The sequence below is a fragment of the Petrimonas mucosa genome, assembly GCF_900095795.1.
Classification (GTDB): Bacteria; Bacteroidota; Bacteroidia; order Bacteroidales; family Dysgonomonadaceae; genus Petrimonas; species Petrimonas mucosa.
In genome coordinates, this window is record NZ_LT608328.1 from 1,794,009 (window position 1) to 1,808,775 (window position 14,767).

The 14,767-nt window shown below is 48.4% G+C and carries 12 protein-coding genes; 11 read left to right on the forward strand and 1 reads right to left on the reverse strand.

Going from position 1 to position 14,767, the window contains the following annotated elements:
- The first annotated feature begins 246 nt into the window (after nucleotides 1-246).
- Nucleotides 247-1,641 (forward strand): group II intron reverse transcriptase/maturase, encoded by a 1,395-nt coding sequence (ltrA, locus tag ING2E5A_RS07170; RefSeq protein WP_154669989.1) that lies wholly within the window; start codon nucleotides 247-249, stop codon nucleotides 1,639-1,641.
- Nucleotides 1,642-1,740: 99 nt separating this feature from the next.
- On the opposite strand, the gene ING2E5A_RS07175 is transcribed toward ltrA, so the two are convergent.
- Nucleotides 1,741-3,189 carry a tryptophanase gene (locus ING2E5A_RS07175; protein ID WP_071136828.1) on the reverse strand — a complete coding sequence of 483 codons (1,449 nt, stop codon included), beginning with the start codon at nucleotides 3,187-3,189 and terminating at the stop codon, nucleotides 1,741-1,743.
- Between the two features lie 254 nt (nucleotides 3,190-3,443).
- Between ING2E5A_RS07175 and ING2E5A_RS07180 the strand changes: the two genes are divergently transcribed.
- The 10 genes from ING2E5A_RS07180 to ING2E5A_RS07225 all read left to right on the forward strand — a co-directional run bounded on the left by ING2E5A_RS07180 (nucleotide 3,444) and on the right by ING2E5A_RS07225 (nucleotide 14,698).
- Complete coding sequence (locus ING2E5A_RS07180; RefSeq protein WP_071136829.1) at nucleotides 3,444-4,406, forward strand: ROK family protein; 963 nt, start codon at nucleotides 3,444-3,446, stop codon at nucleotides 4,404-4,406.
- A 181-nt stretch (nucleotides 4,407-4,587) separates the two neighbouring features.
- Entirely contained in the window at nucleotides 4,588-6,111 is a 1,524-nt protein-coding gene (gene purH, locus ING2E5A_RS07185) for a bifunctional phosphoribosylaminoimidazolecarboxamide formyltransferase/IMP cyclohydrolase (protein WP_071136830.1), read from the forward strand.
- 161 nt (nucleotides 6,112-6,272) lie between these two features.
- Nucleotides 6,273-7,226 carry an IS1595 family transposase gene (locus ING2E5A_RS07190; RefSeq protein ID WP_071136336.1) on the forward strand — a complete coding sequence of 318 codons (954 nt, stop codon included), beginning with the start codon at nucleotides 6,273-6,275 and terminating at the stop codon, nucleotides 7,224-7,226.
- A 43-nt stretch (nucleotides 7,227-7,269) separates the two neighbouring features.
- Nucleotides 7,270-8,295 carry a rod shape-determining protein gene (locus ING2E5A_RS07195; protein WP_071136831.1) on the forward strand — a complete coding sequence of 342 codons (1,026 nt, stop codon included), beginning with the start codon at nucleotides 7,270-7,272 and terminating at the stop codon, nucleotides 8,293-8,295.
- 1 nt (nucleotide 8,296) lies between these two features.
- On the forward strand, nucleotides 8,297-9,139 hold the full coding sequence (mreC, locus tag ING2E5A_RS07200; protein ID WP_071136832.1) for a rod shape-determining protein MreC: 843 nt from the start codon (nucleotides 8,297-8,299) through the stop codon (nucleotides 9,137-9,139).
- A complete protein-coding gene (mreD, locus tag ING2E5A_RS07205) occupies nucleotides 9,139-9,654 on the forward strand; it encodes a rod shape-determining protein MreD (RefSeq protein WP_071136833.1) in 516 nt (171 codons plus the stop codon). The genes mreC and mreD overlap by 1 nt, the downstream gene beginning before the upstream one ends.
- On the forward strand, nucleotides 9,647-11,566 hold the full coding sequence (gene mrdA, locus ING2E5A_RS07210) for a penicillin-binding protein 2 (protein WP_071136834.1): 1,920 nt from the start codon (nucleotides 9,647-9,649) through the stop codon (nucleotides 11,564-11,566). The genes mreD and mrdA overlap by 8 nt, the downstream gene beginning before the upstream one ends.
- Nucleotides 11,550-13,007, forward strand: a complete 1,458-nt coding sequence (gene rodA / locus ING2E5A_RS07215; protein ID WP_071136835.1) for a rod shape-determining protein RodA — start codon at nucleotides 11,550-11,552, stop codon at nucleotides 13,005-13,007. Before mrdA ends, rodA begins: the two co-directional genes overlap by 17 nt.
- A 156-nt stretch (nucleotides 13,008-13,163) precedes the next feature.
- The gene (locus ING2E5A_RS07220) at nucleotides 13,164-13,943 is read left to right on the forward strand and encodes an SDR family NAD(P)-dependent oxidoreductase (RefSeq protein ID WP_071138251.1); all 780 of its coding nucleotides are present in this window, start codon (nucleotides 13,164-13,166) and stop codon (nucleotides 13,941-13,943) included.
- Complete coding sequence (locus ING2E5A_RS07225) at nucleotides 13,937-14,698, forward strand: tRNA threonylcarbamoyladenosine dehydratase (protein WP_071136836.1); 762 nt, start codon at nucleotides 13,937-13,939, stop codon at nucleotides 14,696-14,698. Before ING2E5A_RS07220 ends, ING2E5A_RS07225 begins: the two co-directional genes overlap by 7 nt.
- Nucleotides 14,699-14,767 lie beyond the last annotated feature (69 nt).

The window sequence follows — 14,767 nt, forward strand, 5'->3', positions numbered from 1 at the left end:
AAGGCTTACCCGGGGGGTAATGTGGCAATAAACACAGACGCCCTAAAGCCGTCCGTAACCCGGGGTAGTAAATGCAGTAGTATTAACAGGAAGATAATGCACTTAACGTAGGAGGTCTCTAACCCGAAAGGGGCAGAGAAGTCAGCAGAGGCCATAGTACCGCTATAAATATTGAGTAACGTCAATACAGGGAAGGGCTGAATTTTCAATTAAGGAGCAGTTATTTTGTAAATTGTAACGACCATTATGAACCCAGGTAAACACGGGAACTTACAGATGAGTCTTTTTGACGAATGGGAGCGTGGCCAAAAGGTGAAGGGGACTGACGTATTCAGTTCAGGAAGCGGTTTGGTACGGGACGAGTGGTTGTCAGGTTGCAAAGAGGAACGAGCCTTAACCCAAGATTTAATGAGTGATATAACGGACTTAAAGAATCTTGATGCCGCATTGCGGCAAGTAATCAGTAACAGGGGAAGTGCGGGCATTGACGGGATGACCGTTGACGAACTTAGAGATTGGCTTAACAGCCACCACCGAGAACTTCAACGCCAGTTAATGACAGGCACATACCAAGTTACGGCAGTTAAAGAGGTATTAATCCCGAAGCCTGATGGCGGGAAACGCCAACTGGGTATTCCCACGGTCAAAGATCGCTTGGTACAACAAGCGATAAGCCAAGTACTGTCGAAACGTTATGACCCTATATTCTCCGAATACAGCTACGGTTTTCGTCCACGGCGTAACGCTCATCAAGCATTACGTAAAGCGGGCGAATACGTGGCCGAAGGAAAGGATTGGGTTATCGACATAGACTTGGCAAAATTCTTTGACGAGGTGAATCACGACCGATTGCTTTGGCAGTTAAGTACTCGCGTTGGTGACAAGCGCGTACTTAAGTTGATAGGTAAATTTCTTCGAGCAGGAATGCTAATCGGGGGGATGGCCAATCAACGGGTGAAAGGGACACCGCAAGGCAGCCCACTATCACCCCTGTTGTCGAATATCGTCTTAGACGAACTGGACAAGGAGTTAGAGCGGAGAGGACACTGCTTTGTACGCTACGCCGATGATATTATCATAATGGTCGGAAGCGAACCAGCCGCGGAGCGATCGATGCAAAGCCTCTCCAAGTTTATCGAAAATCGGATGCGATTAAGAATAAACAAGGAAAAGAGCCATATCGTCCGTCCTCATCAACTCAATTATCTCGGTCATACTATCTTAAAAGGCGGGAGTTTAGGATTAAGCCGAAAGAGCGAACAACGCTTCAAGGCGAAACTAAAATCGCTTACCAAACGCAACAGGGGCATTAGCTTCGATCAGTTAATAAGCGAGCTAAATCCCGTTCTACGAGGCTGGCTAAACTACTTCAAGCACGCAAAGATGAAAAGTCGTCTTCGCAACCTTGAAGCTTGGCTTCGTCGTAGATTAAGATGCTATCGTTTAAAACAATGCAAACGGGCGTTGGGCATAGCCAGGTTCTTGACCAAGTTGGGCGTTCCTTGGAACCGGAGCTGGACAACGGCGGGAAGTTCTAAGGGATGGTTTAGACTGTCAATGACCCACGCTGCACACGAGGGAATGAACCTTGAATGGTTCAAGAAAACGGGACTTTACAGTTTAACGGCCAATTACGGTTAAACATTGAAGAAACCGCCTAATACGAGAGACGTACGTTGGGTGGTGTGAGAGGATAGCAGAGTTAGGAGTAATTACCTATCTTTGCATCCTACTCGATTGCTACAGGCTCTCACCGAAATCTTCCTTGAACTTGGCTATCAGCTTCTGTGGCCAGTCGTCAACCGGTTCCAGTCCTCCCATGAAGAAACGGAGTACAGGAGGCTCATAGACAAATTTCAGCCCGCCGATAAGGGTGCGATTCTGATTGAGCCAGCTGACACGGTCGATCACATATTTGATCTGCGAGAGGGTGAAGACGCGCCGTGGAACGGCCAGCCGTACCAGCTCCATGTCGGCATAGGTCTCGTTTCCATACTCGTCGCGCTGATTGGAGACCGAGCCACGCTCCATACCCCGGATACCGGAAATCAGGAAGAGGGCTGCAGCAAGTGCCCCGGCAGGATATTGGGTTTGGGGGATATGTGAACAGATGTCCATGGCATCCAGATGGGCGCCGAGTACACCGGCCGGCTTCAGCATTGGAACCCCGTTTTTGTCCAGCTCATTTACGAGGTAGCGGATAAATTCGGGACTTTGGCAGATCATGGTCTCGTCGAGTGTCTCATAGAGTCCCACCGCCATCGACTCGATCTCGCGGACCGAAATGCCTCCATAGGTCAAGAATCCCTCATAGAGCGGAACGAGTGCTTCCAGCTCCTTGTAAATCGCCTCGTTGTTGGTGCAGATACCTCCACCTCGGGAAGAGCTGAGTTTCCGGGCCGAAAAGTAAACGATATCAGCCATGTCGGTCATTGTTTTGATGATGGTCTCCATGGAGGAGTCGTTGAACTCCTTTTCGCGTAATTTCACCAGATAAGCATTTTCACCCAACAGGCTGGCATCGAGCACCAGGCGGATATTGTATTTGTCGGCAATGGCTCGCACATCGCGCAGATTCTGGATCGAGAAGGGTTGTCCGCCAATCAGGTTGGTGGATGCCTCCATCCGGATAAAGGGGATGTTTTTTGCACCGTGACGCTTGATGTTCTCTTCCAGCTTCTCGATGTTCATATTGCCCTTGAACGGATGATCTGAATTCATCACATACCCCTCATCGTAAAGCAGTTCCACGATACGCCCCCCGCACTCGGTGATATGTGCCAGTGTGGTAGTGAAATGGTAGTTCATCGGAACCAGGCTGCCCTGCTTGATATAGGCTTTCGACAGGATATTCTCGGCTGCACGTCCCTGATGGACCGGCAGGTAGTACTTTTTACCCAACACCTCCTCTACGGCTTTCTGCAGCCGGTAAAAACTCTGAGAACCGGCATATGCATCGTCGGCCTGCATCATGGCAGCCATCTGGTTGTCGCTCATGGCATTGGTTCCGCTGTCGGTAAGCATGTCCAGAAATACATCTTTCGTGTTTAGTCTGAATGTGTTAAATCCTCCCTCCTGCAATGCTTCCAACCGGCGCTCGATAGGTACTAAATGTAGTTTTTGTACAACACGTACTTTGTGCAATTCCAACGGTATCTCTTCACCGCTGTAAAATTTAATCTCCTGCATAATTCTTGTTATTGTTTGTAAAGTTAAAAGTCTCTATTGCTTTATTCGGTCAAAATATTAGAGAAAAACATGTCGTTTTGTTATGACGATTTGCAAAGATATGTCAAAATATAACATTTCAAACCTAAATTCAAGTTTAAATTGAAAAAATGAGCATCAACCATTTTTTTTAACAATATAAAGGCATGATGACAAATAAATCGTATATTTGCGAGAAGAATTAATCTCATTGAATAACATTTAAAAATAAACTCATGGATAAACCTTATGTAATAGGTATTGACGTGGGCGGTACAAATACAGTAGTTGGTATCGTCGACAAGAGAGGACAGATTTTGCGTAGCGGAAGCCTTAAAACTGCCAAACATGCCAATGTGGAAGACTATCTCGATGAGTTGGCTGAGGTGATTGAAGATGTGATCAAGGACATCGCCACCAAAGAACAGATCAAGGGAATCGGAGCCGGAACGCCAAACGGCAACTATTTCACCGGTAGCATTGAGTTTGCGCCCAACCTCCGCTGGAAGGGTATTATTCCGTTTGCTCAAATGCTGGAAGAGAGGGTGGGTATTCCCGTAGCACTGACCAACGACGCCAATGCGGCGGCAATCGGGGAGATGACTTACGGAGCAGCCCGTGGTATGAAAGACTTCATTGTGATCACGCTCGGTACTGGTGTCGGAAGCGGAATTGTGGTCAACGGCCAGCTGGTGTACGGTCATGACGGCTTTGCCGGTGAACTTGGCCATGTCATTATGCGTCGTTCAAACGGACGGGTGTGCGGTTGCGGAAGATCGGGATGTTTGGAGGCTTACACTTCGGCAACGGGTGTGGCACGTACTGCACGCGAATACCTCGAGCTTCAGCACGACGCAAAGAGCCAGTTGCGCAATATTCCCATCGACGAGATTACCTCGAAGGATGTTTTCGATGCAGCTATGGCCGGCGATGAGATGGCAAAGGAGATATTCCGTTTCACAGGCGAGATGCTGGGTGAAGCTTTTGCCGACTTCGTGGCGTTCTCGAGTCCCGAAGCCATCATCCTTTTCGGAGGATTGGCCAAAGCGGGTGATCTCATCATGAATCCAGTCCGCGAATCGATGGAACGGAACCTGTTGCCCATTTTCAAGAACAAGGTAAAACTGCTCTTCTCCGAACTCAAGGAGAGCGATGCAGCCGTACTCGGAGCAAGTGCACTCGGTTGGGAGGTGAGATAACCATCCAGTTGACTAGAAAAGACAAAAACCGCCTCGTATCCGGGGCGGTTTTTCTGTTTAAGGATTGTTGTCTGTCACCGGGATAAGAATTTTTTCGTACCTTGTTGAATCTAACATTTTTTATTTATTAAAATTACGATAGATTTTATACCTTTGTACTCTTTAAAAAAAGGAATCACTAATGTCAAAGAAGATCAATTCAGCGCTGATTTCAGTGTTTCATAAAGATGGTTTGGAAGAAATATTGAAACTGCTGAACAGCCTAAATGTGAAGTTCATATCCACGGGAGGAACCCGTGATTTTATCCAGTCGTTGGGATATGAGTGCGAATCTGTGGAAGATATTACCGGCTATCCGTCAATTCTGGGCGGACGTGTAAAGACGCTGCATCCCAAGATTTTTGGTGGAATCCTTTATCGGCGTGACGAGGAACAGGACCGGAAGATTATCAAGTCATACGATATTCCATCTATCGACCTGGTGATTGTTGATCTCTATCCGTTTGAGAAAACAGTTGCAGCCAATGCAACCGAAGAAGAAATCATCGAGAAAATTGATATCGGAGGTATCTCCCTGATCCGCGGTGCAGCCAAGAATTATAAAGATGTGATTGTGGTGGCATCGAAGCAGCAGTATAAACCTCTGCTCGATCTGTTGAAGGAGAAGAACGGCAACAGCGATATTGAAGATCGCCGCTGGTTTGCCAAAGAGGCTTTTGCAGTTTCGTCGGCATATGATTCCGCCATCTTCAGCTATTTCGATACCGGCGTGAATTCGGCACTAAGGGTGACTGCAGGTAGCGGTAAAACACTGAGATATGGTGAGAACCCGCACCAGAAGGGAATCTTCTATGGAAATTTCAGTGAGGCATTTGAGCAGTTGCACGGCAAGGAGATCTCCTACAACAACTTGCTCGACATTGATGCTGCTGTTTCATTGATTGCCGATTTTGACGAGACTGCCCTGGCCATCCTGAAGCACAACAACGCCTGCGGCATGGCATGCCGAGATACGGTCAAAGAGGCTTGGGAGGCAGCATTGGCCGCCGATCCGATCTCTGCTTTCGGTGGGATCGTGGTTACCAACCGGCCGGTAGATGCAGAGGCGGCAAAGGCTATCAACGAAATTTTCTTTGAGGTGATCATCGCACCCGACTTCCTGCCTGACGCACTTGCCATACTCTCACAGAAGAAGAACAGGATCATTCTGAAACAGAAATTGATTGCCGGAGAGGTAAACAACCTCATGATCCGTTCGGCACTGAATGGTTTTCTGGTACAGGACAGGGATACGGCTGTACAGACCAGGCAGGACCTGACGGTTGTAACCGAGAAATTTCCCACTGAAAAGGAGACGGAAGATCTGCTCTTTGCCAATATACTGGTGAAACATACCAAGTCGAATGCCATCGTGCTGGCAAAAAACAAACAGTTGATTGCCAGCGGAACCGGACAGACATCACGGGTGGATGCATTGAACCAGGCTATCGAGAAGGCCAGAACATTCAAGTTCGACCTTCAGGGAGCCGTTATGGCATCGGATGCTTTCTTCCCATTTCCCGACTGTGTGGAGATTGCGCATAAGGCAGGGATAACAGCTGTGATTCAGCCTGGGGGTTCCATCAAGGATGCCGAGTCGGTTGCATACTGCAACAAGCATGGCCTGGCGATGGTGACGACTGGAATCAGACATTTCAAACATTAACTGGGTCCATGCACGTAGACCTCCTTAAAATAAATAATGATTATCCGCAGTTATTCCTAAAGAATTTAACGGGAAAAAGTTATAAATAAGTTTCAAAAACACTTGCACAATTCACTGATATTCATTATATTTACATCGCTAACGATATAAAGATTCAAACTATGAATATCCTGGATTTTGCTATAAATTACCCCGATGAGGAATCCTGTCGGAAAAAATTCAAAGAACAAAGAGACCAAATGGGAGTAACCTGTCGTCATTGTAATTGTAAAGAACATTATTGGCTGGAAAACAAGCAGGCCTATGAATGCAAGCGTTGTCGCGCACGCCAAACCTTGCGTTCAGGCACCGTCATGCAGCACTCCAACCTGCCTTACCGTTACTGGTTCGTGGCCATGCACCTGCTCACGGCGACCAAGGGCTCCTTTTCCGCGGCGGAGCTGCAGCGCCAGCTGGGGCACAAGCGTTACCAGCCCATATGGGAAATGGTCAATAAACTGCGTGACGTGATGGGCAAACGCGATGATGAGTACACCCTCGAGGGAGCCATCGAGTTGGACGACGCCTTCTTTTCCACCGAAATATCCCTTGAAGAGAGGGACAAACCGTTGAAGCGCGGCCGCGGGAGCCAAAAAAAGACCAAAGTGCTGGTAATGGCTGAAAGCAAAACGGTTGAAAACCCCAAGCCGGGTAAGAAACCCAAGAAGGTTAGATACCTGAAAATGAAAGTGATCAGTGACTTGAAGTCCGGTACAATTACAAGGAATGTCAAAGAGCACGTTGAAAGCACGGCGGATCTGACCACCGATGACTCAACATCTTACACTAAATTGAAAGAGCATGTTCATTCACATACGGCATCTGTTATTCCACACCAGGATCTTTCCAAGGTGCTGCCCTGGGTGCATACCGCGATCAGCAATGCCAAACGACAGCTCCTGGGCGTGTATTACAAGATAAAACCAGAATACTTGCAATATTACCTCAACCAGTTCTGTTATAAATTCAACAGGCGTTACTTCGGGGAAAACCAGTTTGAAAGACTGTTGATAGCCGCTGTAACGTATGCTCCTGATTTCAAGTCAAGAATTTACAATAGGAACTATTGCGGATAATCATTAAATAAATTGAAGCAAACTTAAAACAAGCATAATTAATATGGGATTATTTTCATTCACACAGGAGTTGGCAATGGACCTGGGAACGGCCAATTCCATTATTGTAAACAACGCCGGGAAAATTCTGCTGGACGAGCCCTCCATCGTTGCTTTGGACCGCAAGACCGACAGGATGATTGCGCTGGGTGAGAAAGCCCGCCAAATGCACGGAAAAACGCACGAGAACATACATACAGTAAGACCTTTAAGAGATGGGGTGATCGCCGACTTCAACGCTGCCGAACAGATGATTCGCGGCATGATAAAAATGGCTACGAAAAACAAGGGTGGCCTCTTCTCCCCTTCGCTCCGCGTGGTCATTTGTATCCCATCCGGAAGTACCGAAGTGGAGATCCGTGCCGTACGCGACTCTGCCGAACATGCCGGGGGCCGGGATGTCTATATGATTTTCGAACCGATGGCGGCGGCACTGGGTATTGGACTTGATGTGGAACTGCCGGAGGGAAACATGATTGTGGATATCGGCGGTGGAACGACGGAGATTGCCGTTATCTCGCTCGGCGGAATCGTATCGAACAAATCGATCAAGATTGCAGGTGACGATCTGACCGAAGATATCATGGATTATATGGGTCGCCAGCATAACATGAAGGTAGGGGAGAGAACGGCAGAGCAGATCAAGATTAATGTAGGTTCCGTGCTGACCGAACTGCAGGATCCACCAGAAGATTTTATTGTTCACGGTCCCAACCGCATGACCTTCCTGCCCATGGATGTGCCAGTCTCTTACCAGGAGATTGCTCACTGTCTGGAAAAATCTATTTCCAAAGTTGATTCGGCAGTATTGAGTGCCTTGGAACAGACTCCTCCTGAGTTGTATGCAGATATCGTGCGGAACGGAATCTATCTGACAGGTGGTGGTGCCTTGCTGCGCGGTCTGGATAAGCGGTTGACCGACAAGATCGGTATCCCGTTCAAAGTAGTGGATGATCCGTTGCATGTGGTAGCCAAAGGAACTGCTATTGCCTTGAGGAATATCGACAAGTTTACATTCCTGATGAGATAGGATGAAGAACCTTCTCGCGTTTATTATCAGAAATAGCTCGTGGCTGGTAGCAATTGTCTTGGTTGTTATCAGCTTCTACTTGGTTTTTTCTTATAATTCATACCAGAGAAGTGTCTTTCTTACATCGGCAAATCGGGTAACCGGCTGGATCTATGATCTGTCCGGTAAGACGACCGCTTTTATTCATCTCAACAAGAGCAACAAGCTCCTGTTGGAACGGAATGCACAACTTGCTGCCGAATTGCATGCATTGAAAACCCATCTTGCAGATCTGCAGATGGATTCGTTGACAACGAATGCTTTTCAGGGGGACTCCGTACCGGCATCACGCTTTTCGTTTATTCCGGCGGAGGTGATTAACGTCAGTTTCTCGGGTCCCAATAATTTCATAACGGTGAACAAGGGTTCTGATCATGGAGTCAGGCCCGACATGGGGGTAGTATCACAAAACGGCGTGGTAGGGGTGGTGTTGAAGAGCTCTTCATCTTTCTCGGTGATTATCCCCATCGTGAATCCTAAATTCAGGCTAAGTGCCAGGCTGAAGAACTCCAGCAATACCGGTTCGGTTTCATGGAACGGCAAGGAGTTGGGAGTGGCTCAGCTTGGAGAGTTGCCCAAACATGAAGTCTTTCAACCGGGCGATACGGTGTTGACCAGTTTCTCGCGTATCTTTCCGAGAGATATCGTCATCGGATATGTCATTGGACAGATTCCATCTAAAGATGACAGTTTCAATACATTAGACGTGCGAATAGCCACGGATTTCCACTCCGTAAGGGATATTCTCATTATAGATGACAAAAGTTATGATGAGCAAAAGCAATTAGAAAACTCGATTCAGTAATGAAAGCAGTTTCCTTGTTCTATGAGTTTCTATGGTTTCTGATACTGGTATTGCTGCAGGTATTGCTGCTTAACCGTATCGCTGTTTTCGGACTGGCTGTGCCCATTCTCTATATCTATTTTCTCATCAAGCTGCCCTATGGAAGAAGCCCCTTTTACGTCATCATATCGGGCTTCCTGCTGGGGCTGATTATTGATATCTTTTTAAACACTCCCGGAATGAATGCTGCAGCGACCACGATGGTTGCTGCGATGAGAGGGGTTGTGCTGAACCTCTATTATCCCAAAAACGAGTATGAGGAACTGATTCCCGGTATCCATACTTCTGCGGCGGCCTTTGTAAAGTATACGGTTACCATGGTGCTGCTGCATCAAACGTTGCTCTTTTTCATCGAAGCCTTTACGTTGTTTAATCTCACCAGTACCCTTATCAGGATAGCCACCTCTTCGATATTGACAATCTTTCTGATACTGGCGCTGGATTCCTTATCAATCAGGAGGGAGAAAGGTGGTTAACAAAAAGAAATACGAGGGGAGACGGTATGTCATCGCATCTGTTGTCGTCATAACATTGCTGGTATATATTGCCCAGCTGTTTAACCTGCAGATATTGAGTCCAGAATACCGTAATTTTGCCGACAGCAACGCCTTTTTCAGAAGAACACTCTATCCTGCCCGCGGAGCGATTTACGACCGGAATGGCGAATTGCTGGTCTACAATCAGCCAACCTACGATGTCATGATGGTTGTGCGTGAAATGAAAGCCTTCGACACGCTCGATTTTTGCAATACGTTGAATATCGACAAGGCAACTTTCAAGCAGTTGGAAGCCGATATGAAGGATCCACGCAAGAATCCCGGATACTCTTCATATACCCCTCAACTCTTCATGTCGCAGCTCGACGTGGAGGAGTATGGACTGCTGCAGGAAAAGTTGTACAAATTTCCCGGCATTTACATCCAGAACCGGACGGAACGACAATACAAGTATCCCTACATGGGGTTGATCCTGGGCTATGTGGCCGAGGTGGATAAAAACAAGATGGCTGCCGACCCCTACTACGTGCGTGGTGACTATGTCGGTAAATCTGGCGTGGAACTCTCGCACGAGGAGGATTTGCGAGGGGAAAAGGGAGTGGAGGTGCTTCTGCGCGATGCGCATGGTCGCGTGCAGGGAAAATACCGCGACGGGGAGTTCGACAAAATGCCTGTTTCAGGGCGTGATCTGACGCTCTCCATCGACGTCAATCTGCAGGCATACGGAGAATATCTGATGCAAAACAAGATCGGCTCCATCATCATGATCGAACCCAAAACGGGCGAGATTCTCTGCATGGTGGCTGCACCCTCATACGATCCCTCCATACTTACCGGAAAGAATTTCAGTCAGAACTACCTCAAACTTGAACGGGATCCCTATAAGCCGCTTATCAACCGGGCCATTTCGGGACTATACCCACCCGGGTCAACCTTCAAGCCCTCACAGGGATTGGTTTTTCTGCAAGAGGGGATAATTACCGCCGACACCAGGTACAGCTGCTTCGGCGGGTATCCGCCCTTGGGCGGGCGACCTGCCTGTCACGGTCACGCATCACCGCTCAACCTGCAGCCCGCACTGGCCACCTCCTGTAACTCCTTTTTCTGCTATGGCCTTAACGCCATGCTGAATGACCGGACCAAGTACGGCAGTACCATTGAAGCTTTCGAAGTGTGGAAAGAGCATATGGTTGATTTGGGTTTTGGCTACAAGACAGATGTAGATCTGCCATCGGAGAAGAGGGGCTTTATTCCAAACAGCAAATACTATTCAAACGCGTTCAAGACCGACAGGTGGGTGGCGCACAACATCATCTCCATTGCCATCGGTCAGGGAGAGATACTGGCTACTCCCCTTCAGCTTGCCAATTATACGGCCATCATAGCCAATCGGGGGTACTACTACAAGCCACACGTGGTAAAAGCACGGAAAGGTGCACCCCCGGACACGCTTTACAGCAAGAGGAGGGAGTCGAACATCCTCCCCGAACATTTTGAACTGACAATAGAGGGAATGGCGGATGCCGTCAGACACGGAACTTGCCGCAGGGCAAACATGGAACCCTACTTTACCGTTTGTGGCAAAACCGGTACCGCTGAAAACCCGCACGGCGAAGATCACTCGCTTTTTATCGGTTTCGCCCCGAAGGATGATCCGCAGGTGGCCATCGCCGTCATTGTGGAGAACGGGGGATTCGGGGCTACAAATGCCGTCCCCATCGGAAGATTGATGATGCAGAAGTACCTGATGGGTGAAATCATGCCGCAGGATAAAGTGTTGGAAGAGACCATTGCGAACCGGGTAATATTGCCTTTTGCCTATAGGAAGACTACTCCCGTACAACGTGTGGATACAACTGCAATAAAAGAGAGAGATGTACAAAGGGATTAACGATATTGAGGAGAATGGACGGGTGGACTGGTTCATGGTAATCATCTACCTGATCTGTATCGTGCTGGGCTGGCTCAATATCTATGCAGCCAGCTTCGACCTAGAGAACGCGGTCGGCCTTTTCGACCTTTCTGGCCGTGCCGGCATGCAGCTGGTATGGATGGGAACATCCTTGTTGCTTGCTTTTGCCCTGCTCAAGATCGATACCTCCTTTTATGAGACATATGCCTTCGTAGCTTATATTGCCGGGATCGCACTCCTGGTAATCACTTTTGCAGTTGCACCAGAGATCAAGGGATCACGCTCCTGGCTGGTGATCGGTCCGGTCCGCTTGCAGCCTGCCGAGTTCATGAAATTTATCCTGGCACTCACCTTGGCGAAGATATTTAATGTCTATAATTTCCAGCTGATGGAAAGGAAGAACCTGCTTGTGGTCTCTGCAATCCTGCTCCTTCCGTTGATACTGGTGATCCTGCAGAGTGAAACAGGTACGGCGCTGGTCTATCTGAGTCTGATATTCGTCTTGTATCGTGAAGGGTTGCCCGGTGGCATCCTTTTCATGGGGGTAGCTGCAATTCTCTACTTTGTACTGACCATCCGTTTCTCCGAAAGCCAGCTCGGCATGTTGTCAGTCGGCGAGTTCATTTCGCTGGTGCTGATTATTCTCTTTACGGCAGGTCTTGTCTGGAGTTATGCGAAAAAAATGGGTGCCGCCTTTATGATTATCGGGTTTGGCCTTCTGGCGCTAATTGCAGGATGGGTCTTGCACCTCCTTCATCTCCCGGTCGATCCCGGTCTGCTGGCTCTAATCGCCTCAGGGTTAGTGTTGCTCTATCTGATCTTTCTCTCACTCCGTTTCTGGAAGAGGGTCTATCTCTATATCTTCCTCTTTGTGATAGGCTCCTTTGCATTTGTCGAGTCCAGCGAATATGTATTCAGCGATGTGCTGCAGCCGCACCAGCAGATGCGGATCAAAGTTACACTGGGGATTGAGCAGGATCTGCGCGGATCGGGGTATCATGTGGGTCAATCGAAGATTGCCATCGGATCGGGCGGTTTGTCGGGGAAAGGCTTTCTGAACGGTACACAGACCAAGCTGAAGTATGTTCCCGAACAGGACACCGACTTTATTTTCTGCACCATCGGTGAGGAGTGGGGATTTATCGGTTCGACAGTTATCCTGATGCTGTTCGGCCTTTTTATCCTGAGACTGATCTACCTGGCGGAGCGTCAGACCACAACCTTCGGACGCGTATACGGCTATGGGGTGGTAAGTATCTTCCTGTTCCATCTGCTGGTGAATATCGGGATGGTGATCGGCATCATGCCGGTAATCGGTATCCCGTTACCCTTTTTCAGTTACGGCGGGTCGTCGTTGTGGGGGTTCACCATCCTGCTTTTTATCTTCCTCCGGATAGATAAAGGGCGGAAAAAAGCCTGAAATTGAATGCACGCCAGTTTCACAACCGGCGTGCACCATATCAATTAGAACCCAATTATAAATCATTCACAGCTCTTTTCGCGCTGATTGTTTGATTCAGATGCTTTGACCGCAGTAGAGGAAAAAAAGTTTAATTGTGTTGCCAAAACAATAGATATGAAGAGTACCGCATTAATAACAGGTGCATCGAAGGGGTTGGGTGCCGAATTTGCCCGCTTGTTCGCTTCGAAGCAGGTAGACCTGATCCTCGTTGCCCGCAGCGAAAACGAGTTGAAGGAGATAAAGAGTGAGTTGGAAAATCGATTTAACATATCGGTTCGGACGATTGTAAGTGATCTTAGCCTGCCGGAAAATGTCCGGTCGGTTTACGACGAGATAAAGGCGGACCGGATCGAAGTGGATTATCTGGTGAACAACGCCGGATTTGGCGATTTTGGTGATTTTTCAGATACCGAATGGGAGAGACATGAGCAGATGATAAATCTGAATATGACTGCATTAACCCAGTTTTGTTATCTTTTTCTTCAGGATTGGATTTCGCGCGGCCGGGGAAAGATTCTGAACGTGGCCTCCACGGCAGCCTTCCAGCCGGGACCCGGAATGTCGGTCTATTTTGCCTCCAAGGCATATGTGGCCAGTTTCTCGCAGGCGATCGCCTACGAATGCCGGAAACATGGCATTACAGTTACTGCCCTCTGTCCCGGTCCCGTCAAGACCAACTTCGGCAAGGCGGCCCGCATGAAGCATCCCAATGGTTTTGTGAAAGGGATGAATACTCCCTCGCCCGCTGAGGTGGTAGCTTTCGGATACCGTGCGATGATGAAGGGTCGCACGTTGGCCATTCACGGGAGATTGAACCGGATTGTGGCCAATATCGTCAGGTTTATTCCCCGCAGCTGGCAACTCTATCTTTCTGCAAAAGTGATATCATGGTAAACGAGAAAGAGATCTTCCAACGAACCGCACTCCTGATGGGGGACCGCTATATGGAGCTTGCGGCACAACAGCGGGTAATCATCTTCGGTGTGGGCGGAGTAGGCAGCTGGTGCGCCGAGATGTTGATCAGAAGCGGAATCGGCAATCTTACGCTAGTCGATTCAGACCGGGTGGCTCTCTCCAATATCAACCGGCAGCTGATGGCTACGGTGAAGACCATTGGAGAGGTAAAAGTGGACCTATTGAGAGAGCGACTGCTGGAGATAAATCCCAATGCCCGGATACGTCCCATGCAGGCGGTGTACAGTCCCGATACGGCCGACTCCTTTGAACTGGATAGCTACGATTTCATCATTGATGCCATCGACAGCCTTTCCAATAAAGTGCACCTGCTGCGTACTGCGTCAAAGATGCCGGGAACCCTCTTTTCCTCTATGGGAGCTGCATTGAAGATCGACCCATCGGCAATCAGGGTTGATGAGTTCTGGAAAGTGAAGGGTTGTCCGTTGGGAGCTGCACTCCGTTCGAGGATAAAGAAACTGGGCGGATTGGAGAAGAAGGTACTTTGCGTCTATAGCAATGAGGTGCGTGAAAACAGAGGAGAGAAATCATTTCTTGAAGGAGAGAACAGGGCTGTTTCCCAGTGGGATACAAAAAAAGCACGAATTAACGGTACAATGTCGTACCTCCCTGCAATCTTCGGTATGACGCTAGCCTCACTGGTGGTGAAGGAGATTGATGCCCGCTCGCAATAGCCTCCCTCATAACCCTTATCTTCAATTTTTAAGGGGCAGAATGAAAAGATTTTAGCCGCTTCTCCCTAA

Excerpts from the sequence above, each read along its gene's own strand:
- ltrA (WP_154669989.1), top strand. The coding sequence starts at position 247 with ATGAACCCAGGTAAACACGGGAACTTACAGATGAGTCTTTTTGACGAA.
- ING2E5A_RS07180 (WP_071136829.1), top strand. The coding sequence starts at position 3,444 with ATGGATAAACCTTATGTAATAGGTATTGACGTGGGCGGTACAAATACA.
- rodA (WP_071136835.1), top strand. The coding sequence starts at position 11,550 with ATGTACAAAGGGATTAACGATATTGAGGAGAATGGACGGGTGGACTGG.
- ING2E5A_RS07220 (WP_071138251.1), top strand. The coding sequence starts at position 13,164 with ATGAAGAGTACCGCATTAATAACAGGTGCATCGAAGGGGTTGGGTGCC.
- ING2E5A_RS07175 (WP_071136828.1), bottom strand. The coding sequence starts at position 3,189 with ATGCAGGAGATTAAATTTTACAGCGGTGAAGAGATACCGTTGGAATTG.
- mreC (WP_071136832.1), top strand. The coding sequence starts at position 8,297 with ATGAAGAACCTTCTCGCGTTTATTATCAGAAATAGCTCGTGGCTGGTA.
- ING2E5A_RS07225 (WP_071136836.1), top strand. The coding sequence starts at position 13,937 with ATGGTAAACGAGAAAGAGATCTTCCAACGAACCGCACTCCTGATGGGG.
- mreD (WP_071136833.1), top strand. The coding sequence starts at position 9,139 with ATGAAAGCAGTTTCCTTGTTCTATGAGTTTCTATGGTTTCTGATACTG.
- purH (WP_071136830.1), top strand. The coding sequence starts at position 4,588 with ATGTCAAAGAAGATCAATTCAGCGCTGATTTCAGTGTTTCATAAAGAT.
- ING2E5A_RS07195 (WP_071136831.1), top strand. The coding sequence starts at position 7,270 with ATGGGATTATTTTCATTCACACAGGAGTTGGCAATGGACCTGGGAACG.
- ING2E5A_RS07190 (WP_071136336.1), top strand. The coding sequence starts at position 6,273 with ATGAATATCCTGGATTTTGCTATAAATTACCCCGATGAGGAATCCTGT.